Origin of the sequence: Rhizobium vallis (genome assembly GCF_003985155.1) — a bacterium.
Taxonomy (GTDB): domain Bacteria; phylum Pseudomonadota; class Alphaproteobacteria; order Rhizobiales; family Rhizobiaceae; genus Rhizobium; species Rhizobium vallis.
This window is the reverse complement of record NZ_ML133690.1, coordinates 341,993-361,065: the sequence shown is the minus strand read 5'-3', so window position 1 is coordinate 361,065 and position 19,073 is coordinate 341,993. Positions and strand designations below refer to the sequence as shown.

The following is a 19,073-nucleotide window of genomic DNA, read 5'->3' as shown; positions in this document are numbered from 1 at the left end:
GTTCGAAATTATGTTGCAAATGCCACCAAGGACCGCTTTCGGCCGGAAGGAGACTGGCCGCATCTGGAGGGCGAACTTGTTGACTCACCCGCGGTTGAACAGTAATTTGTGAAGTCGGTCATTAGGCTTGTCCTCACATGACGGGTCAATCTCTCCAGCGTCGCCTTGCCGCCATCGTCGTTGCCGATGTGGTGGGATATTCACGCCTGATGGAGGCAGATGAAGTCGCAACGCTGGCGAACCTCAGGGAACTCCGTTCTGGCATTATCGAGCCGGCTGTGATGCGTCACAATGGTCGCATCTTCAAGGTCGTGGGCGACGGCTTCCTGATCGAATTCGGTAGCGCGGTAGAAGCGGTCGCAGCAGCGTTGGAAATACAACGGGCCACCACTGCTGTTGAGGCTTCCGGAGACCGGCACCTGCTTTTACGTGTAGGCGTCAATCTGGGAGATGTCATTGACGACGGTTCAGACGTCCTCGGCGACGGAGTCAATGTCGCGGCGCGCTTGGAGACGCAGGCCGCGCCGGGAGGTATCTGCATTTCAGCCAGCGTTCAGGGCGAGATCGTCGGCAAGATCGACGACCTCTTCTTTGATGCAGGCGAGCGCTACCTGAAGAACCTCACTCGCCCGGTCCACGTGTGGCATTGGCCGGATGCGCTGCAGAGCATATTGCCGCTGCCCGAAATTCCCTCGATCGCTGTACTGCCGTTCACGAATATGAGTGGGGATGAAGCAGACGCGCCCTTCGTCGACGGCTTGACCGAAGACCTGATCACCGACCTTTCCCGTACGGCTGGCCTGTTCGTCATCGCGCGCAATTCCGTGTACGCCTACAAGGACAAGCCGGTCAACGTACGGCTGGTCGCCCAGGAACTCGGCGTCCGCTACGTCCTGGAGGGGAGCGCCAGACGCGCAATGGGCCGTGTCCGCATCAATGCCCAATTGGTCGACGCGCTTGGCGGCGGGCACTTGTGGGCCGAGCGGTTTGACAGGACGGTGGAAGATGTTTTCGAATTACAGGACGAGGTTAACGCCAAGATTGTTGAAGCCCTCGTCGGCCGGCTGACCATCCCGACGCCACGCAATCGGCCGAAAAACTTTGAGGCCTACGATCTGTGTGTGCGCGCCCGCCTTCTGACGGAAGAGTCGCCGCAAACTGAGCGTGAGGCCCATATGCTGCTCCAACGCGCGGTTAAGCTCGAGCCATCATATGCCGAGGCGCTCGGTCTGCTCGCCTATAACCGTTGGCTTGCCTGGACTCATTTCGGCGAGCCCGAAGACCCGAACCGTCGCATGGCGACGACATCTGCGCAGAAGGCGGTCGACCTCGATCCCAACGATGCCGGGTGCCGTTACGTTCTGGGGACCATTTTGGCTTATGAGCGGCGATGGGAGGAATCGGAGGCCGCCTTCGCCAAGGCCCTGGAGCTGGACCCCAACCACGCTGACACCTGGGCCGCCATGTCGGACATATCAGTGCTGGATGGCAGGGTTGCCGACGGACTGGCGCAGATCGAAAAAGCTCTGCGGCTTAATCCCTATCCAGCGTGCTGGTATCTTTGTCATCTCGGGCAGGCGCAATATGCCGCGCGTGACTATGAGGCGGCGAAAGCGACACTCCGCAGGGAAGAAACGTATCGTACGAACTCACGCAAATTCCTGGCGGCTACGCTTGCGCAGTTGGGCCATCATGAGGAGGCGCGGCGAGAAGCAGAATTGTTCCTGATCGCCCACCCTCATTTCACGATCGGCCATTGGCTCAGCTCCCAGCCGCTGCGCGATGCATCGGTACGAGACCACTTTGTGGACGGCTTCCGAAAGGCCGGCCTGCCGGAGACGTGACAGCGGGCGGCAACGGCTCTCATCAACCTTCGCTTCAATAGCCTGCCGCCCCTCAACCTCTCACTCAGCCACCAATCTCCGCCGCAATCAGCTTGCCGAGCCGGCTGATACCATCCTCGATCATCTTCTCATTGGCGCAGGAGAAGCTGACGCGGAAGGTGTTGGCGCCGGAGCCGTCGGCGAAGAAGGCCTTGCCGGGCACGAAGGCGACCTTGGCGGTTTCGAGCGATTTGGCGAGCAGCTTGGCGCCGTCCATGCCTTCCGGCAGCGTGATCCAGATGAACATGCCACCTTCCGGCTTCGTCCAGCTGGTGCCATCGGGCATGTATTTCTGAAGCGCAGCCAGCATGCAGTCGCGCCGTCTGCCATAAACGGCCTTGATCTTGGCGACCTGTGCGTCGAAGCCGCGCTCGGCGACATCTGAAATCGCCATCTGGTTGATCGTCGAGGAATGCAGGTCTGCCGCCTGCTTCATCAGCACCAGTTTGCGGATGACGGGCGCATTGGCGACGATGAAGCCGACGCGAAGGCCTGGCGCCAGCGTCTTGGAAAAGCTGCCGCAATAGATCGTGCGCGTATCGTTGATATGGCCCTTCTCGGCGATTTCAAGCGCCAGGATCGGCGGGATCGGATCGCCGTCGTAGCGCAGCGACTGGTAGGCCGCATCCTCGATGACGGCGATATCGAGCTCTTCGGCAAGCGCCAGCACCTTCTTGCGGCCGGCAAGATCGACCGTTTCACCGGTGGGATTGGAGAAATCGGCGGAGAGATAGGCGAACTTCACCTTGCCGCCGGCAGCGGCTGCGGCTGCGCGATAGGAGTCGGGCGTCCGGTTGCCGCTCGGCGTCAGCTGGTCATAGGCCGGCTCATAGGCGTTGAAGGCCTGCAGCGCGCCGAGATAGGTCGGCCAGGTCACGAGTGCGGTATCATCAGGCGAGAGGAAGAGCTTGCCGAGATAATCCAGCCCCTGCTGCGAGCCGGAGACGATGAAGACGTTGTCGAGATCGCAAGGGATGCCGAGCGCGGCCATCTGCCCGACCAGCCATTCGCGCAGCGGCTTGTAGCCCTCGCTGACCGAATATTGCAGCGCCGAATTGACGGCGGCGCCTGAGAAGATATCGGCATAGGCCTGCTTGAATTCCTGATCCGGAAACAGCGCCGGGTCCGGAATGCCGCCGGCAAAGGAAATGATGTCGGGCCGGTCGAGAAGCTTCAGCAGCTCGCGGATCTCGGATGCGCGCATGCGCGACGAGCGCGACGCAAACATGGTATCCCAGTTCAGCATGGGGGTTTCCTCTTATTTTCTAATATCCGCAGCTGATCACGTGGGGAAATTTATGTCAACAATACTGACCTATTTTCTTGTCACTGTGACAAAGTTGGAAGGCCCAGCCTTCGAGAGCCCGGGCCAATCGGACGGACATTGGAGGTTTCCCGCAAATGCCCTGGCCCGTTGCGTGAAATTTGCCGCTTCGAGCGACTATTCCTCTGGTCAAAAAGCCGAAACCGGCCGATTCAGTCCTTTCCAAAACCGGCTCGGGGGCAGTAGTGTGCCGCCCATTATTCAATGGACTATCAAGGTGCCAGCATGACCGCGACGTCGACCTCTCCTGAAATCACAATCGAATTCCACAAGTCTCCCGTCCCCGACGCAGACCGCATCAAGGCCCTGGAGACGCCCGGCTTCGGCAAGGTCTTCACGGATCACATGGTCCTGGCGCGCTGGACGGCCGACAAGGGCTGGCACGATGCGAAGGTGACGCCGCGCCGGCCGCTGGAACTCGATCCGGCCAGCGCCGTGCTGCACTACGCGCAGGAAATCTTCGAAGGCATGAAGGCCTACAAGGCCGACGACGGCCGCATCCTGCTCTTCCGGCCGGAAGAAAACGCCCGCCGCTTCGCGCAGTCGGCAGCCCGCATGGCAATGCCGGAGGTACCGGAAGAACTTTTTCTGAAGGCCGTCGAAGAGCTGGTCCGAGTCGATAAGAACTGGATACCCTCGGGCGACGCCAGCCTCTATCTGCGCCCGTTCATGTTCGCCAATGAGGCGTTTCTCGGCGTTCGTCCGGCTCAGGAATATGTCTTCTGCATCATCGCCTCTCCGGTCGGCGCCTACTTCAAGGGCGGCGCGAAGGCCGTCTCCCTTTGGGTCGAGACCGAATACACCCGTGCAGCCAGCGGCGGCACCGGCGCTGCTAAATGCGGCGGAAACTACGCAGCCAGCCTCGTGGCGCAAGCGGAAGCCGCCAAGAAGGGCTGCGACCAAGTCGTCTTCCTGGATGCCGCGGAGCATCGCTGGGTCGAAGAACTCGGCGGCATGAACGTCTTCTTCGTGATGAATGATGGATCGATCGTGACCCCGCCCCTTGGCGGCACGATCCTGCCGGGCATCACCCGGGCCTCGGTGATCACGCTCGCTGGAGAAAAGGGCTTGCGCGTCGAGCAGCGTCCCTACTCCTTCGCGGAATGGCAGGCCGACGCTGCCAGCGGCAAGCTGGTCGAAGCCTTCGCTTGCGGCACCGCCGCGGTCCTGGCGGGCATCGGCCTGGTTCGGCATGCCGGCGGCGAGTTTCTGGTCGGAGACGGACAGACCGGCAAGCTGACCACAGAACTGCGCCAGCAGCTCGTCAGCCTGCAGAAGGGCGTAACAAACGACGAGCACGGCTGGACGCGCCTCATCACGGCCTGAACTCCGGACCTTCCACGCGAACGGCGGCGTCGACACCGACATGGTGGGCGCCGCTTTCCGCCTTGCCGCAAAAGACGACGGGGCCGAGTCAACCGGGAAAAACCATCGCCAACTTCCCATTTGGCGACCGAAATAGCGCTAAGCCAAAAACGGCTCGCCATTGACCGATGCCAAGTGAATTCTTGGCATCCACTAACCGACAGCGGAAAGGTAAGATGGCGACCGCGACTCTCTCCACAAGATTCCAGATTTCCATTCCCAAGGAAGTGCGCGAACAGCAGAATTGGTCGGCGGGGCAAGAATTCGTGTTCATTCCCAAGGGCAAAGGTGTTCTGCTGATGCCGGTTCTCACACTTGGCGACCTTCGCGGTATCGCCGAGGGGGCGGACAAGGAAAACTATCGCGACCGTAACGACCGCTTCTAAAGCGCGAGCCGTCGATAGCTTCATCGCCTATACTGCCAGATGCATTGTGGTGCCCCTCGACACGGTGCTCGCTCGCCGCGCCGCCGAAATATCCGCAGCCTTGAAGCTCGCCACCGCCAACGCGATCATCTATGCGGCGGCCGAGCGCCACAATGCCGATATCCTGACATGCGATGCCCATTTCAAGGGGCTCGAGCGCGTCCTCTACATCGACAAAAAAGACTGACCTGCATGTGACCCAAGTGCTCGACGGCGGCGGTTAACGCTTCTATCACAGTCGGGGGAATGGTAATCTGGCATCAGGGACAGCTGAAAGCCGGCATGCACGGACGGCACCGAATTCAATGGCGAAAATGACGATCTCGCTTCCGGATCATCTGGCGGACTACGTCGCGCGCCGTGTCGCAAGCGGCAGATACGACAGTGCCGACGCATTCCTGGCGGAGCTCGTCCTGAAGGATCAGGACCACCGCAAGCTCGACGACGACGAACTGCGTGACATTCTGAGGCTGGCCGAGGAGAGCGGCGTCAGCGACCGGCGCATCCCCGATATCCTGTTGGAAACGAAGGCGAAACTGCGTGACAGCTACCTATAGCCTGACCCGAACAGCGGACGCCGTGCTCTCAGGCATCGACGAATATGCCAGCCTGCATTTCGGCGAGGCCCAGGCCGATGCCTACCTTCTCGATTGGGACAGGATCTTCGTGCTTCTTTCGCGCGTGCCTTCCATGGGAGACGAATGCGAAGAGCTCGGCGCCGGCCTTCGCCGCCTCCTCCACATGCGCCATGTCGCCTTCTATCGCGAAATACCCGATGGCATCCTCGTCCTCGACATCATCGGCGCCGACCGGCTTCCCGAACGGCACCTTCAATCCAGCCGACGATCCCGCCCGGCCGACCCGCATGCCCAATGACAGCACCGCCGCCTTTTACCGGGAAAACGCAACGGCATATGCCAACCGGGCGCGCAACCTGCCGAAACATCAGCTCGATGCCTTCCTGGCCCGGCTTTCGCCTGGTACCGCGATCCTGGAACTCGGCTGCGGCGGCGGGCAGGACAGCGCCTACATGCTGTCGCAAGGCTTCGACGTGACGCCGACCGACGGCTCGGCCGAACTTGCAAGGCAGGCAGAGGCACGGCTCGGCCGACCCGTGAAGGTCATGCTGTTCCAGGAGCTCGACGCTGAAAGCGCCTATGACGGCGTCTGGGCGCATGCGAGCCTGCTCCATGCCCCCCGGCCCGAACTGCCCGACGTCTTCGCCCGCATCCGCCGCGCCCTGAAACCAGGCGGCCTCCTCCACGCGAGCTTCAAAGCCGGGAAAGCCGAGGGCCATGACGGCCTCGGGCGCTACTACAACTACCCCTCCGCCGAATGGCTGTCGGAGCTTCTGACGAAAGGCGGCTGGCGCAACCTTGCCATCGCCGAGCACGATGGCGGCGGCTACGACGGCAAACCGACCCGCTGGCTAGTGGTGAGTGCAAGACGGTGAAAACAGGCGCTTTTGGCTCCGAAGGCACGACCTGGCGGGCGTCGGGACAGGCCTATTGCCGTCCTTTGGCAGACGTGGCAATTTAGCATCATGGCGGGTTCATCCGCATAGATATTACGTGATGCTACAGGCTTCGCTACACGCCGGCTGCTAGCATCTGCTCTTGAGATGCGCATGCTCCCCAGGTGATAGCTGGAACGCGTACATGGTAAAACGTAGTGTCCCTCTCCTTCTCCTTCTTCTGACAAGTTGTGGACATCCCGATGGCGTCATGACGCCGGTTCCGCTTTCGGCTTCCGCTCCCCCGACGTCCCAGGTGGCGATGCTGGTGGCGACCACGCGCGAACCATCGGGCGACCCGGCTACGCTGTTCAACGGCGAGCGCGCCTCCAAGCCGCATCTGACGCAGATCACGGTCTCGATCCCGCCAAAGCGCGAGCCGGGCACGGTGCAGTGGCCCAAGCGCCTTCCGCCCAATCCGGCAACGGATTTCGCCGTGACGAATGTCCGGCAGATCGACACGATCGCCGAGGGGAGAAAATGGTTCGGGCAGCATGTGGTTGGCGGCCACGCGCTGGTGTTCATCCACGGCTTCAACAACACCTACGAGGATTCCGTCTTCCGGCTGGCGCAGATCGTGCATGACAGCAAGATGCAGGCGACGCCGGTGCTGTTCACCTGGCCGTCGCGTGCTGCGATCACGGCATACCAATACGACAAGGAAAGCACGAATTATTCCCGCACCGGACTGGAGCAGGCTCTGCGCACGCTGGCCGCCGACCCCGATGTCAAGGATATCACCATCCTGGCGCATTCGATGGGAACCTGGCTCGCCATGGAATCGCTGCGGCAGATGGGGATACGCGACGGCCATGTGAATGCGAAGATCCACAACGTCATCCTCGCTTCTCCCGATATCGACATCCAGGTCTTCGCCAAGCAGTTCGTCGAAATGGGCGTTCCGCATCCGAAATTCACGATCTTCGTGTCCCAGGATGACAAGGCTCTTGCGATTTCAAGCTTCATCACCGGCCGGGTCTCCCGTCTCGGCGCGATCAATCCGGCGGAAGAACCCTATCGCTCCAAGCTTGAGAAAGCCGGCATCACCGCAATCGATCTGACCAAGGTGAAGTCAGGCGATGGGCTCAATCACGGCAAGTTCGCCGAAAGCCCCGAGATCGTCCAACTCATCGGTCAGCGCCTGATGACCGGCCAGACGCTGACCGATTCAAACGTCACGCTCGGCCAGGGCATCACGGCCGTGGTCGGCGGGACCGTTACGAACATCGGCACGGTGGCGGCCACCGCCGTCGCGGTTCCGGCCACGATCATCGAGCAGCCGCTGACGCAAAGGAGAAAGCAGCAGCAGGCCAGCGATACGCTTGGCGGCGATCTGAAGCCGCAGCCGCTGACGCAATAGGGAGGACCGGCATGAAACGGATTCTGTCTCTCATCGCCGGGCTTTTCCTCGCATTCAACGCTATGGCGCAGGCGCCCGCCGCGCCGCAACAGAAGATCGACGAACTCGTCCGCCTTCTTCAAGACCCTGATGTGCAGGCCTGGCTGAACAGCCGGAAGGAGGCCGGCGCACCTGCGGCGAGCCCCGCTTCGTCGACAAGCCCGGCTTCGCCGGCAGGCACCTCCAATCTGGCCGACTGGGAGACCGCGGCACGGACGCGCGTTCATGAGATCATCGCTGCGATACCGGCGATACCCGCCGAAGTAACGGCTGCCGCCCTCAGGGCGCGGCAGGATGCCACGAGCCGGGGCTACGCACCGGTCTTCGTCATTTTCGGCGGACTGGTCGCTCTCGGTCTTCTCGCCGAGGCACTCTACGGCCGGCTGGTCGCGCGCCGCGAGACGCTCCTTGGACGCCTGGCCCCGGTCGGCATCTTCGCAGGTGCCATGGCGATCGTCTTCTTCGCGGTGGAATGGCCGCCTCTCGCCCGCGTCACGCTGCTCGCCTATCTCTCCGCCTTCATTCTGTTTCGCCTGGCAATCGTATGTTTGTCGGCAGCCGATATCGCCGCACCCTTGCGCGTGAGGCTCACGATCATCTTCGCTGTCGTCTCTCTGGCCGCTGCGACGGCGGCCGTCGGCAACCCCCTTGGCGTTCCGCCTGTTGTCACCGGTGCAATCAGCTACTGTTTCTCCGTCATCGGGCTCATCCTCGCAATCGAGGCCGTGTGGGCGACCTCGCAGCGATCCCGGGCGTGGAAAGCCGCCGTGGCCGCATTCCTCGTCGTGCTGTGGCTGATCTGGTGCGTCAACATGAGAGGCCTTTTCTGGATCGGCATCTATGCGCTTGTCCTGCCGTCGATCCTCAATACGACGGGGCGCATCGCAGGCTCTTTCATCAGCGACCCTGCCAGCCTTCGCGGCATCCTGATCGTCAGAGGCGCACGCGCTGCGGTCATCGCGCTCGCCGTGGGGTGGCTCGCGCTCGTCTGGCAGCTCAATCCGGATACGCTCGGCCAGCGCGATCCCTTCGTCGTCGCATTGTTCTACGGCGGGCTGAAGAGCGTCCTGATCCTCGTCTGCGCCGATCTTCTCTGGCAGCTGGTAAAAGGCTGGATCGATCGAACGCTGCGCGTGGCGACCGACACGACCTCTCTCGCGCCGGCGGACGCCGCGAGGCGAGCGCGGTTCCGCACGCTTCTTCCGATCTTCCGCAATGCGCTCGCCGTCCTCGTCGCTGTTATGGCGGGACTGATCGTGCTGGCGCAGCTCGGCGTGCAGATCGGACCGCTGATCGCCGGCGCCGGCATCTTCGGCGTCGCCATCGGCTTCGGCTCGCAAACCCTCGTCAAGGATGTGATCAGCGGTGTGTTCTACATGCTGGATGACGCCTTCCGCGTCGGCGAATACATCCAGGCCAAGGACTACAAGGGAACCGTGGAAGGCTTCAGCCTCCGCTCGGTCCGGCTGCGCCACCATCGCGGCCCCGTCTTCACCGTGCCCTTCGGCGAACTCGGCGCCGTCGAGAACATGAGCCGCGACTGGGTCATCGACAAGTTCAGGATCACGGTCGGCTTCAACACCGATATCGAGAAGGCGCGCAAGCTGACCAAGAAAGTCGGCGCCGAACTTCAGGAGGATGCCGAACTCGGCAAGCTCTTCATCGAGCCTTTGAAGATGAAAGGCGTCGAGGAATTCGCCGACTACGGGATCGTGCTGAGTTTTGCCATGACCACGGTTCCCGGCATGCAGACCTATGTCCGCCGCAAGGCCTACGCCAAGATCCGCGAAGTCTTCCTGTCAAACGGCATCGCCTTCGCCCAGCCGACCGTGCAGGTCGGAGGCGACGACAAGGACGGCGGCGCAGCCGCGGCCGCCCAGGCGATCCGAGCCCAGCAGGCGAGTGCGGCGACGCCGGCGAAGTGAGGCGTGGCAGCAAGCGGCCGTTGACGCCCTGCCGTGCGGCCCCCTCATCCGACCCTACGGGCCACCTTCTCCCCGCTGGGGAGAAGAGGGAGAATGCCGCTTCGCCACGATCCCATTTGATGGCGTGCCTTTAAACAGACGGATCGCTGGGCATTGCACGAACGCCTTGCTCCCTCTTCTCCCCGGCGGGGAGAAGGTGGCCCGTAGGGTCGGATGAGGGGGCCACACGGCGCGCCAGTCATTATCATGCGCGTTGTCCACGACGCCGTTGTTCGCGGCTCCTTTCCTGATCACCGGCCCGCGATCGCGTTCTCATCCGCCCTGTACCTTACCAATCCGTATGTTGCAGCCAGTGCCCTCAATCCGCTAGATTCCCCTTCCACTGACCGCATGAACGACTCGGCCGATGAAAATCCTGCTTATCGAGGACGATACGAAGACGTCGGATTATGTCGCCAAGGGCTTTTCCGAGGCAGGGCATGTCTGTGACGTCTTTGCCGATGGTCGCGACAGTCTTTTTCAGGCGCAGCGGGAAGCCTATGACGTGATCGTCGTCGATCGCATGCTTCCGGGCCTCGATGGGCTTGCCGTCGTCCGTTCTCTTCGCGCCGCCAGGATCGGCACGCCGGCGCTGTTTCTGACGTCGATCGGCGGCGTGGACGACCGCGTCGAGGGGCTGGAAGCAGGCGGTGACGATTATCTCGTCAAACCCTTTGCCTTCTCCGAGCTTCTCGCCCGTGTGAACGCGCTCGGCCGCCGGCCGCCGGTGCAGGAGCAGAAGACCGTCCTGAAGGTTGCCGATCTCGAGCTTGACCTCATCCGGCGGGAAGCCCGCCGCGCCGGGCAGGTCATCGAGCTGCAGCCGCGCGAGTTTACGCTGCTCGAAGTGCTGATGCGCGGCGAAGGCCGGGTCATCACCAAGACCATGCTGCTGGAGCGGGTCTGGGATTTCCACTTCGACCCGAAGACCAGCGTCGTCGAGACCCATATCAGCCGGCTGAGGGCCAAGGTCGACAAGCCGTTCCAGACGCAGCTTCTCCATACGGTGCGCAATACCGGATACAGCCTGCATGCGCCTCGCTAAGCTGCGCAGGAGCACGCCGTTCCGGCTTGCCGTCACCTTCGGCGTCCTCTTCGTCGTCACCTTCATCTTCAGCGGCGCGATCATGTACCATATGCTGCGCGCCGGCCTCGAGCGCGACCTGGAACAATCGCTGCACGAGATGAACTCGCTGATCACCTCGGCCTACGAGGCACACGACACCGAGGACCTCGTCAACACGCTGAACAACTATGCGAGCTTCCAGTCGACCTCCGACGGGCTTTACTCGCTGACGGATGCCGGCGGCCACAAACTTGCCGGCAATTTCGCCGCCCCCACCATCCCGAACGGCGTCTATACCGTCACATCGAGGGACGTTGGACTGAAGGGGCACGAACGCTATCGGATGCAGGTCTCCAGGATTGGCCCCTATACGCTTGTCGTCGCCGAAAACTTCAACGACGTCGACGAAATGCTGAGGATCGTGCTGGTGAGCTTCGAATGGGCCGCCGCGATCGTCGTGGCGACCGCCATCGGCGGCGGCGTCTTTCTCGCCATTCGCGCCCAGGCGAGACTGGACAGGGTCGCCCGCACCATGAACGACGTCTCACACGGCGAGCTTCAGGCCCGCATTCCGGTCAGCGGAAACGGCGACGATCTCGACACGGTGGCAATCCAGATCAACGCGGCGCTGGAGCGGCTCCAGACCTTGGTCGAGAGCATGCGACAGGTGAGCGCCGATATCGCCCACGATCTCAAGACACCACTCAACAGACTGCGTCTGACGCTGGATGCCGCGGTGGCGCAAAACGACCGGCAGCTCGACGTTTCAACGCTTCTCGACGAAGCGAGAAACGAGAGCGACCGGATCAATGCGACTTTCGAGGCGCTTCTGCGCATCTCGCAGATCGAGGCTGGCGCCCGCCGGGAGCGCTTCCAGGCGACCGATATCGACGACGTGCTTGCCGTCATATCGGAAGTCTATGCCGACGTCGCGGAAGACGCCGGCCAGTCCCTTGTAATCTCCGAGCACCATCAGGCGGTCGTCTGGGGCGACCGCGATCTGCTGACCCAGATGCTCGCCAATCTGGTGGAGAACGCCATCAATCACTGCCCGGCCGGAACGATCATTACGCTTTCCCTTCGACACCAGGACAATCGCGCCATCTTGGCGGTCGCCGATAACGGCCCGGGCATTCCCGCTGGAGAACGAGACAAGGTCTTCCGGCGCCTTTATCGCCTCGACAAGAGCAGGACGACGACAGGAAGCGGTCTTGGGCTCAGCCTCGTCAAGGCGATTGCCGACCTGCACTCGGCCGAGATCGCCATGGGGGAAAACCATCCCGGCCTCATCGCTTCGATAGGCTTCCCGCTGCTGCCGGCCGATCTTGCCGGCCTCGGATCTTCCACGCCGCGAGCCTGACGAAGCGGGCCGCAAACCGACGCACTTCAGCTGCCGTGCGATACGGCAGAACGCTCCACGGCCGACGGCGGCCAAGCCGGTAGGTCGAGAGGCCCGCCTGGATCTGGGAATGCGCATCCGCCCGCTGGCTGACCGGAACCGGATCGACGAAGCAGGCCCTCAGCCCCTCGTCGAACTCCATATCCAACGCGAGATCATAGGGCAGCCGCATGGGAAGCAATATTTCCGCAATCCAGCCGGCAGCCTTGCGATTGATGAGATAGGCGCCCGATCCCTTCTCGCGGGTGAGCGCGATCGCCAGCGAGCGGGATGCCGTGAGCGGCTCCACTCTATGCTTTCGCCCCCTGTTCACGGTGGAAAGACGCAGGATATCCCAGGAATCCCGGCGATCGAGGGCCGCAACGAGTACGTCGATGAAATCCTCATCGAAGTCGAGGTCGTCTTCGAGAATGAGAGCCAGTTCGCCGTTGCTGGCAAGGAACTTCTTCGCGCACTCGACATGGCTGAGATAGCAGCCGATCTCGAAATGATTCGGCCTGCGGCCGTGCCGACGCTGATAGGATCGTGCATCGAAATCGCGGCACGGCAGGGCGATGCCGACGCCATCGACAGCCGCCACGCGCTCGAATTCCATACCCATCTCGGTGAGCAGGCGCTCCATGCGAAACCGGCGAAGCTCCGCCCTGTCGAGATTGATAAGGTAGGTGTTGATCCGCAGGCTGACCGGATGAACGGCCGAAACGACATCGGCAGCTGTGGCACGCATATTCATGAGAACTGGCCTCGACTTGGGTAGTTACGATTGCACCCAAACCTGCACCCGAAAACTCACGGGGACTTCGCCCGAACTATACAATTTCGTAAGGCGCGCACCTCTCTTGCCGAGACAGCGCGACTTGTCACATCATCTTATTCCGGCAATCCGGCGGTAGAAGGTTGCCGTCGTAATTCTCCGATTTCGTCGAGGAAGCTATCGACAATCCACTGCCGTTGAGGCGGTATCGCATCGATCAGCCCAATGAATGCATTCTCGATGATATCGCTGCTGAACCATTCCAGGACGAAGCGGCGCTTCTCCGGCAGGATGTCCTGCCAAAAGCCAGTGCCCCGACGGAGGCTTTTAATGTCGGCGCTGGCAAGCTGGATGAAGGCATTCGGCGTCGGCTGCTTCAGCCATAAATCAAGGCACGACTCAAACTGAAGGCCGAGCTTTGCCATGGCAAGGATCCAGTCCCAGGCCGATGCATCGACATCGGAATCCAGCAGCCTCTTATAAGCCCAGGCCGAATAGAAAAAATTGGCGACCGCAGTCTGTTCACCGATCGGCCATCGCTGCCAATCTCCCAATAAAAGCTTGGAAGCGATGATCGGTGGTTCGAAACCGTACGCCGAAGCGCTAAGGACGGCGCAATGGAGAATACGGGGCAAGAAGTGCCGGAAATCGTCAACCGAGCCGACTGTCGTAATGGCGCTTGCGGCGTACTGGCCAAGCTCCGTGGCATGTATCTCCCGCAAAGGCGCCGATTTGAGCGCGGCCAGGATTTTCTCGGTGTCGCGCAACGGCGAACCGTCCAGCGAAGATGGGAATGGATATTCAGAAAACGCGGGATAGAGAGTTAGAAGGCTGTCTTCCAGATCTTGCCTTGCCAACCGCATGATCGCTTCAAACACATCAAATCCAATATGGCAGCTTCGACAACGGGACACACCAATAGCAAAAGAGACCGGGGCCTGCACTCCAGCTCACGGGGTTTGTTTCACGGGACCGACATCCCGCGAAGGTTCAATACTGGAATGACGGGTTGAGATAGCGTCCGGCAACGGCTATCTCAGGCAAACCTCAAGCGGGTCCTCCGCAAAAGACAAGGCCATAGCTTTATGATCCCAGATTTCCTCGTCACCCATTCCGGTGGCTTCCATGCCGACGAATTGCTGTCGAGCGTCATCCTGACCCGGCTTTTCCCGCAGGCGCGCATCGTCCGCAGCCGGGCGCCGGAATGGATCACGCCGGGGGCAGACCGTGTTATCTACGATGTCGGCGGCGCTTATGACGCCGAAGCCGGGATTTTCGATCACCATCAGCGCGGCGCGCCGCTGCGGGACGACGGCCAGCCCTACAGCTCGTTCGGGCTGATCTGGAAGCATTATGGCCGTGATTATCTGGCAGCCGCAGGTCTTCCGGAAGAGCATATCGAGGCGGTGCATGCCTCCTTCGATCGGAGCTTTGTGCTGCCGATCGACCTGACGGACAATGGCGCGCTCAGCCCCTCCGGACCGCTGGCGGGCCTCACCCTGCCCGCGCTGCTGGAAACGCTGAAGCCGGTTTTCGACGATCGCGGTCCCGAGGCCGACGATCGCGCGTTCCATGCGGCGCTGGCCGTCGCCCGCAGCTTTGTCGAGGCAAAGATCGCCCAGAGTGCCGCGAAATTGCGGGCCGAAGCGCTCGTGCATCAGGCAATCCTCGATACCGGCGAGCGGCGCGTTCTTGAACTGCCGATGGGAATGCCCTTCCGCCCTGCGATCGTGAAGGCCGGTGCCGACCACCTGCTCTTCGTCGTCCACCCGCGCGAAAAGGATTGGTGCGTGACCGGCATCCGTCGTGCCGACGACGGTTTCGAGCTGAGGGCTGACCTGCCTGCCGCCTGGGCGGGCCTCACCAATGGCGAGCTCGAGGCTGCCTGCGGCGTGAGCGGTGCAAGCTTCTGCCACAACGGCCGCTTCATCGCCGCCGCCAGGACCCGCGAGGCCGCACTCGCCATGGCCGAGCTTGCGGTAGAGGAAGCCGTCTCCAGCGGCAATGCCTGATAGCGGCCAGTGAAGGCGGCAGTGCCCGCTGCAGAATAGGCGATCTAGCCGCAATCATTGCGCTATCGCCCCTTCCCGGTCGCCGCCTGGCTGTATAGTTTCACGTCGCTAACGCCCAAACGAGAGGTTTCCTGTGAGTGTCGGCCTGATTGCCCTTCTTGATGATGTCGCAGCGATTGCCAAAGCGGCGGCCGCTTCTCTCGATGATGTGGTCGCCCAGGCCGGCAGGGCCGGCGCAAAGGCCGCAGGCGTCGTGATCGACGACACCGCCGTCACGCCGCGTTATGTCACCGGCTTTTCGCCGGCGCGCGAACTGCCGATCATTGCAAAAATTACGATCGGCTCGCTCAAGAACAAGATCCTGTTTCTCCTGCCGGCAGCACTGATCCTGAGCCTTGTCCTGCCTCAGGCCATCACGCCGCTGCTGATGCTCGGCGGGCTTTACCTCTGCTACGAGGGCGCCGAAAAAGTCTACGAGCTTGTCTTTCCCCATGCCGCGCACGCCGAAGAGGCCGAGCACGGTGCGGGCAGCGTCGATCCGAAGGCCTTCGAGGATGAAAAAGTGGCGGGCGCCGTCCGGACCGACTTCATCCTGTCGGCGGAGATCATGGCGATCACGCTAGGTTCCGTTCCCGAAGCGAGCCTGGCAATGCAGGCACTGGTGCTTGCCATCGTCGGCATTGCGATCACCGCCGGCGTTTACGGCGTCGTCGCCTTGATCGTCAAGGCGGATGATGTCGGGCTCTGGCTCGCCCAGCGCTCGCCTTCGTCCCATGCGGGCGCGCTTCCGCGCATGTTCGGACGAGGCCTCGTGCAGGGCATGCCTTATCTGTTGAAAGTGCTGGGTGCGGTCGGGACGGCGGCGATGATATGGGTCGGCGGCGGCATCATCGTGCACGGCGCCGAGCAGTTCGGGTTCGGCTGGCCGAGCCACCTTCTCCATGATGCCGGAGAGAGTGCTGCCCATGCGATCCCCGCCTTTGGCGGATTGGTTTCCTGGCTGGTTCAGGCCGCAGGCTCCGGCCTCATCGGCATCGTCATCGGCTTGGCGGCGATCCCGGCCGTCAGCTTTGCCGTGGCGCCTGCATGGCGGTGGTGCTCGACGCGCATCCGCAGGATCAGGACGGCCTAACCACAAATATCAGGATAAAACCAAAGCGCGCCGCATGAACCAGGTTCGATGCGGCGCGCTTCGGAAATCGCTTAGTTCACGCTCTTGTCGACCAGCTTGTTCTTGCCGATCCAAGGCATCATGGCGCGGAGCTTCGTGCCGACTTCCTCGATCTGGTGGCTGTCGTTCAGACGGCGGATGCCCTTGAAGCGGGCGCCGCCGGCGCGGTATTCCTGCATCCAGTCGGAGGTGAACTTGCCGGTCTGGATGTCCTTGAGAACACGCTTCATCTCGGCCTTGGTTTCGGCGGTGATGATGCGCGGACCGGAGACATATTCGCCCCACTCGGCCGTGTTGGAGATCGAGTAGTTCATGTTGGCGATGCCGCCTTCATAGATCAGGTCGACGATCAGCTTCACTTCGTGCAGGCACTCGAAATAGGCCATTTCGGGAGCATAACCGGCTTCGGTGAGCGTTTCGAAACCGGCGCGGATCAGCTCGACGAGACCGCCGCAGAGAACGACCTGTTCGCCGAAGAGGTCGGTTTCGCACTCTTCGCGGAAGTTGGTTTCGATGATGCCGGAACGGCCGCCGCCGACGCCGCAGGCGTAGGAGAGAGCGAGTTCAAGCGCATTGCCGGAAGCGTTCTGGTGAACGGCAACGAGGCAGGGAACGCCGCCGCCCTTCTGGTATTCGCCGCGAACCGTGTGGCCCGGGCCCTTCGGCGCGATCATGACGACGTCGACGGAAGCCTTCGGCTCGATCAGGCCGAAATGCACGTTGAGGCCGTGAGCGAAGGCGATCGCAGCGCCGTCACGGATGTTGCCAGCGATGTCGGCCTTGTAGATGTCAGCCTGCAGTTCGTCCGGCGTTGCCATCATCATCAGGTCGGCCCAGCCGGCAGCTTCTGCAACCGTCATGACCTTGAAGCCGTCGGCCTCGGCCTTCTTGACCGTGGGCGAACCGGCCTTAAGCGCGATGACGACGTTCTGGGCGCCGCTGTCCTTGAGGTTCAGAGCATGGGCACGGCCCTGCGAGCCGTAACCGATGATAGCGACCTTCTTGGCCTTGATGAGGTTGAGATCGGCATCACGATCGTAATAGACGCGCATTTGAAGTTCCTTCCCTTGTGCTTGTCTTGTTGACTGTCAATAAAAGCGAAATCAGCCGAGAGCCGGCATCTCCGCCAGAACCTTTTCCGTGCCGTAGAGCCGGAGGAAGGCGGTTACCGCCCTCTCCGCCTGGCGCGCGGTATCCTTGAGGCCGGGTTCACCGAGCAGCATGCGCACATGCAGATCGGAAACGACGAGGCCGTAAAGCGTGTGATAGGCTTCGTCGGCATCGGAAAAGCGCAGGAGCCCTGCCCTCTTTCCGGCATCGATCAGCGCCATGGCGCGCCGGTCGATCTGGCGGCGGCCGCGTTCGAGCAGAAGCTTGCCGAGCTTGGAGCCGTCGCGGTTGGACTGGCCGATGGCCAGCCGGTTCAGCGCCAGCGAGACGTCGCCGGCCAGAACCTCCAAGAGGTCGCGCGCGAAGATGACGACATGGTCGTGCAGGCTTGCCGCCGTCAGCCGCTCGCCGTTACGCTCGAACGTGCGCACCTTGCTCGCCTGATAGGCGATCATCGCAGACAGCAGACCATCGCGGTCGCCGAACCACTTGTAGAGGCTTTCCTTGGAGCAATTGGCGGCGCGCGCGACGCCCGAGGTCGTCAGCGCCTTCTCGCCGCCATCGACGAGCAACCGCAGCGCCTGCTCCAGAACGGCGTTCTGGCGCGGCGAAAATTCGCTCGGCTCTGCGGTATCGACGGACACGGTCTTGGCTCCCAGATAAGTACCGTACGGTACGGTTCGTGAGCTTTATGATGCAAACCGATCGGGCCGTCAAGAAGCCCCGGCGGATTTTTTATGACCGATATCGCCGGGAAATGCCAGAATTGCGTAGGCGCGCCGGCCGGGGAATCGCATAATGTCGCGCCACGCCATTTGCCGGGAGCCTTCCATGCCGCGCCTGCCTGCCGCCCTTCTCCTCGCCGGAACGCTGCTCCTGGCAACGACACCGCTCGCCTCTGGTGCATTCGCGCAGTCGGAAAACGAAGTCTACAACAGGATCGAGGAACTGCACGGCGATGCCGCGGGCTTTGACCGACCGCTGCGCCAGCTCGTCCGGGCAATGCGCTCGGGCGACGCAGAGGCCATCGCCGGCCTTGCCGAATACCCGCTGACCGTCAAGGCAAACGGCGAGACCTACGAGGTCGAGAACGCCGAGGATTTCGTCGAAAATTTCGACGATCTGGTGACGCCGGAGACCCGCCGCGCCGTCGGGCGCCAGCAATACCAGGATCTCTTCGTCAACAGCGACGGCGTCATGCTTGCCAACGGCGCCGTCTGGATGGGCGCCGTCTGCGAGGACAACGCCTGCCAAGACAGCCATTGGGCGATCATCTCGATCAACAATTGACTTCAGGCGACGGGGAACAGCCAATGAAATACCGGATCGCCGCCGCAATCCTCACCGCGGCCCTCACCATCGCCGCGAACGCGCAGGCCGCCGAGACGCGTTGCGGCTGGATCGAGAACCCGACGCCGGCCAACTGGTGGCTGGAGGATGCGGAGAACACCTGGACGATCATGACCCAGGGCGAAGATGCCGATGCTGTGGAAGGCATGGACCTGATCCCTGACATCTCCGAGCACGACTACGTCAGCACCAACGGCAATTACGGCTATGCCTGCGCCTGCATGAGCGTCGAAACCGACGGCAAGGACCGCATCACGAAAATCCTCTCCTTCCGCCAGCTGAAGCTCACCAAATGCCGTGCCGACAAGGCGCTGAAATTTCCCGGCTGACCGGAGCAT

General features: G+C 62.1%; 19 protein-coding genes and 1 pseudogene. 15 read left to right on the top strand and 5 right to left on the bottom strand.

Going from position 1 to position 19,073, the window contains the following annotated elements; translation table 11 throughout:
* Positions 1-137 precede the first annotated feature (137 nt).
* Positions 138-1,844 carry an adenylate/guanylate cyclase domain-containing protein gene (locus tag EFQ99_RS17260; protein ID WP_126922214.1) on the top strand — a complete coding sequence of 569 codons (1,707 nt, stop codon included), beginning with the start codon at positions 138-140 and terminating at the stop codon, positions 1,842-1,844.
* Between the two features lie 64 nt (positions 1,845-1,908).
* On the opposite strand, the gene EFQ99_RS17255 is transcribed toward EFQ99_RS17260, so the two are convergent.
* On the bottom strand, positions 1,909-3,129 hold the full coding sequence (locus EFQ99_RS17255; protein ID WP_126922213.1) for an aminotransferase-like domain-containing protein: 1,221 nt from the start codon (positions 3,127-3,129) through the stop codon (positions 1,909-1,911).
* A gap of 303 nt (positions 3,130-3,432) precedes the next feature.
* On the opposite strand from EFQ99_RS17255, the gene EFQ99_RS17250 reads away from it, so the two are divergent.
* The 10 genes and pseudogenes from EFQ99_RS17250 to EFQ99_RS17205 all read left to right on the top strand — a co-directional run bounded on the left by EFQ99_RS17250 (position 3,433) and on the right by EFQ99_RS17205 (position 12,299).
* Positions 3,433-4,533 carry a branched-chain amino acid aminotransferase gene (locus EFQ99_RS17250; protein ID WP_126922212.1) on the top strand — a complete coding sequence of 367 codons (1,101 nt, stop codon included), beginning with the start codon at positions 3,433-3,435 and terminating at the stop codon, positions 4,531-4,533.
* Positions 4,534-4,748: 215 nt separating this feature from the next.
* Positions 4,749-4,958: an AbrB/MazE/SpoVT family DNA-binding domain-containing protein gene (locus EFQ99_RS17245; RefSeq protein ID WP_126922211.1), complete on the top strand. Its 210-nt coding sequence runs from the start codon at positions 4,749-4,751 to the stop codon at positions 4,956-4,958.
* Between the two features lie 7 nt (positions 4,959-4,965).
* Positions 4,966-5,184, top strand: a pseudogene (locus EFQ99_RS17240) (PIN domain-containing protein); the annotation flags it as partial.
* 118 nt (positions 5,185-5,302) lie between these two features.
* Entirely contained in the window at positions 5,303-5,554 is a 252-nt protein-coding gene (locus EFQ99_RS17235) for a ribbon-helix-helix domain-containing protein (protein ID WP_126922210.1), read from the top strand.
* A complete protein-coding gene (locus EFQ99_RS17230; RefSeq protein ID WP_126922209.1) occupies positions 5,538-5,873 on the top strand; it encodes a type II toxin-antitoxin system RelE/ParE family toxin in 336 nt (111 codons plus the stop codon). Before EFQ99_RS17235 ends, EFQ99_RS17230 begins: the two co-directional genes overlap by 17 nt.
* Positions 5,863-6,450 carry a class I SAM-dependent methyltransferase gene (locus EFQ99_RS17225; protein WP_126922208.1) on the top strand — a complete coding sequence of 196 codons (588 nt, stop codon included), beginning with the start codon at positions 5,863-5,865 and terminating at the stop codon, positions 6,448-6,450. The genes EFQ99_RS17230 and EFQ99_RS17225 overlap by 11 nt, the downstream gene beginning before the upstream one ends.
* Before the next feature lie 205 nt (positions 6,451-6,655).
* Entirely contained in the window at positions 6,656-7,870 is a 1,215-nt protein-coding gene (locus EFQ99_RS17220; RefSeq protein ID WP_126922207.1) for an alpha/beta hydrolase, read from the top strand.
* An 11-nt stretch (positions 7,871-7,881) separates the two neighbouring features.
* Positions 7,882-9,834, top strand: coding sequence for a mechanosensitive ion channel family protein (locus EFQ99_RS17215; protein WP_126922206.1), 1,953 nt, complete (start codon positions 7,882-7,884; stop codon positions 9,832-9,834).
* A gap of 406 nt (positions 9,835-10,240) precedes the next feature.
* A complete protein-coding gene (locus tag EFQ99_RS17210; RefSeq protein WP_126922205.1) occupies positions 10,241-10,918 on the top strand; it encodes a winged helix-turn-helix domain-containing protein in 678 nt (225 codons plus the stop codon).
* On the top strand, positions 10,905-12,299 hold the full coding sequence (locus EFQ99_RS17205; protein ID WP_126922204.1) for a sensor histidine kinase: 1,395 nt from the start codon (positions 10,905-10,907) through the stop codon (positions 12,297-12,299). Before EFQ99_RS17210 ends, EFQ99_RS17205 begins: the two co-directional genes overlap by 14 nt.
* On the opposite strand, the gene EFQ99_RS17200 is transcribed toward EFQ99_RS17205, so the two are convergent.
* Positions 12,226-13,071, bottom strand: a complete 846-nt coding sequence (locus EFQ99_RS17200) for a glycosyltransferase family 25 protein (RefSeq protein WP_126922203.1) — start codon at positions 13,069-13,071, stop codon at positions 12,226-12,228. The genes EFQ99_RS17205 and EFQ99_RS17200 overlap by 74 nt on opposite strands.
* Before the next feature lie 137 nt (positions 13,072-13,208).
* The gene (locus EFQ99_RS17195; protein ID WP_126922202.1) at positions 13,209-13,970 is read right to left on the bottom strand and encodes a hypothetical protein; all 762 of its coding nucleotides are present in this window, start codon (positions 13,968-13,970) and stop codon (positions 13,209-13,211) included.
* Between the two features lie 207 nt (positions 13,971-14,177).
* Here EFQ99_RS17195 and EFQ99_RS17190 point away from each other — a divergent pair, with 207 nt between their 5' ends.
* The gene (locus tag EFQ99_RS17190) at positions 14,178-15,104 is read left to right on the top strand and encodes an MYG1 family protein (protein WP_126922201.1); all 927 of its coding nucleotides are present in this window, start codon (positions 14,178-14,180) and stop codon (positions 15,102-15,104) included.
* Positions 15,105-15,237: 133 nt separating this feature from the next.
* Positions 15,238-16,236, top strand: coding sequence for a DUF808 domain-containing protein (locus EFQ99_RS17185; RefSeq protein WP_126922200.1), 999 nt, complete (start codon positions 15,238-15,240; stop codon positions 16,234-16,236).
* Between the two features lie 71 nt (positions 16,237-16,307).
* On the opposite strand, the gene ilvC is transcribed toward EFQ99_RS17185, so the two are convergent.
* Both ilvC and EFQ99_RS17175 read right to left on the bottom strand, forming a co-directional pair.
* A complete protein-coding gene (gene ilvC / locus EFQ99_RS17180; RefSeq protein WP_126922199.1) occupies positions 16,308-17,327 on the bottom strand; it encodes a ketol-acid reductoisomerase in 1,020 nt (339 codons plus the stop codon).
* Positions 17,328-17,378: 51 nt separating this feature from the next.
* Entirely contained in the window at positions 17,379-18,044 is a 666-nt protein-coding gene (locus tag EFQ99_RS17175; protein WP_208722782.1) for a TetR/AcrR family transcriptional regulator, read from the bottom strand.
* A gap of 172 nt (positions 18,045-18,216) precedes the next feature.
* Between EFQ99_RS17175 and EFQ99_RS17170 the strand changes: the two genes are divergently transcribed.
* Both EFQ99_RS17170 and EFQ99_RS17165 read left to right on the top strand, forming a co-directional pair.
* Entirely contained in the window at positions 18,217-18,675 is a 459-nt protein-coding gene (locus EFQ99_RS17170) for a hypothetical protein (protein WP_126922197.1), read from the top strand.
* 23 nt (positions 18,676-18,698) lie between these two features.
* A complete protein-coding gene (locus EFQ99_RS17165) occupies positions 18,699-19,064 on the top strand; it encodes a DUF4087 domain-containing protein (RefSeq protein ID WP_126922196.1) in 366 nt (121 codons plus the stop codon).
* The last annotated feature ends 9 nt before the right edge of the window (positions 19,065-19,073 follow it).

What these genes read in the sequence shown, in the direction of transcription:
- EFQ99_RS17260 (WP_126922214.1), top strand. Translation starts at nt 138, where the DNA reads ATGACGGGTCAATCTCTCCAGCGTCGCCTTGCCGCCATCGTCGTTGCC.
- EFQ99_RS17255 (WP_126922213.1), bottom strand. Translation starts at nt 3,129, where the DNA reads ATGCTGAACTGGGATACCATGTTTGCGTCGCGCTCGTCGCGCATGCGC.
- EFQ99_RS17250 (WP_126922212.1), top strand. Translation starts at nt 3,433, where the DNA reads ATGACCGCGACGTCGACCTCTCCTGAAATCACAATCGAATTCCACAAG.
- EFQ99_RS17245 (WP_126922211.1), top strand. Translation starts at nt 4,749, where the DNA reads ATGGCGACCGCGACTCTCTCCACAAGATTCCAGATTTCCATTCCCAAG.
- EFQ99_RS17235 (WP_126922210.1), top strand. Translation starts at nt 5,303, where the DNA reads ATGGCGAAAATGACGATCTCGCTTCCGGATCATCTGGCGGACTACGTC.
- EFQ99_RS17225 (WP_126922208.1), top strand. Translation starts at nt 5,863, where the DNA reads ATGCCCAATGACAGCACCGCCGCCTTTTACCGGGAAAACGCAACGGCA.
- EFQ99_RS17220 (WP_126922207.1), top strand. Translation starts at nt 6,656, where the DNA reads ATGGTAAAACGTAGTGTCCCTCTCCTTCTCCTTCTTCTGACAAGTTGT.
- EFQ99_RS17215 (WP_126922206.1), top strand. Translation starts at nt 7,882, where the DNA reads ATGAAACGGATTCTGTCTCTCATCGCCGGGCTTTTCCTCGCATTCAAC.
- EFQ99_RS17210 (WP_126922205.1), top strand. Translation starts at nt 10,241, where the DNA reads ATGAAAATCCTGCTTATCGAGGACGATACGAAGACGTCGGATTATGTC.
- EFQ99_RS17205 (WP_126922204.1), top strand. Translation starts at nt 10,905, where the DNA reads ATGCGCCTCGCTAAGCTGCGCAGGAGCACGCCGTTCCGGCTTGCCGTC.
- EFQ99_RS17200 (WP_126922203.1), bottom strand. Translation starts at nt 13,071, where the DNA reads ATGAATATGCGTGCCACAGCTGCCGATGTCGTTTCGGCCGTTCATCCG.
- EFQ99_RS17190 (WP_126922201.1), top strand. Translation starts at nt 14,178, where the DNA reads ATGATCCCAGATTTCCTCGTCACCCATTCCGGTGGCTTCCATGCCGAC.
- ilvC (WP_126922199.1), bottom strand. Translation starts at nt 17,327, where the DNA reads ATGCGCGTCTATTACGATCGTGATGCCGATCTCAACCTCATCAAGGCC.
- EFQ99_RS17170 (WP_126922197.1), top strand. Translation starts at nt 18,217, where the DNA reads ATGCCGCGCCTGCCTGCCGCCCTTCTCCTCGCCGGAACGCTGCTCCTG.
- EFQ99_RS17165 (WP_126922196.1), top strand. Translation starts at nt 18,699, where the DNA reads ATGAAATACCGGATCGCCGCCGCAATCCTCACCGCGGCCCTCACCATC.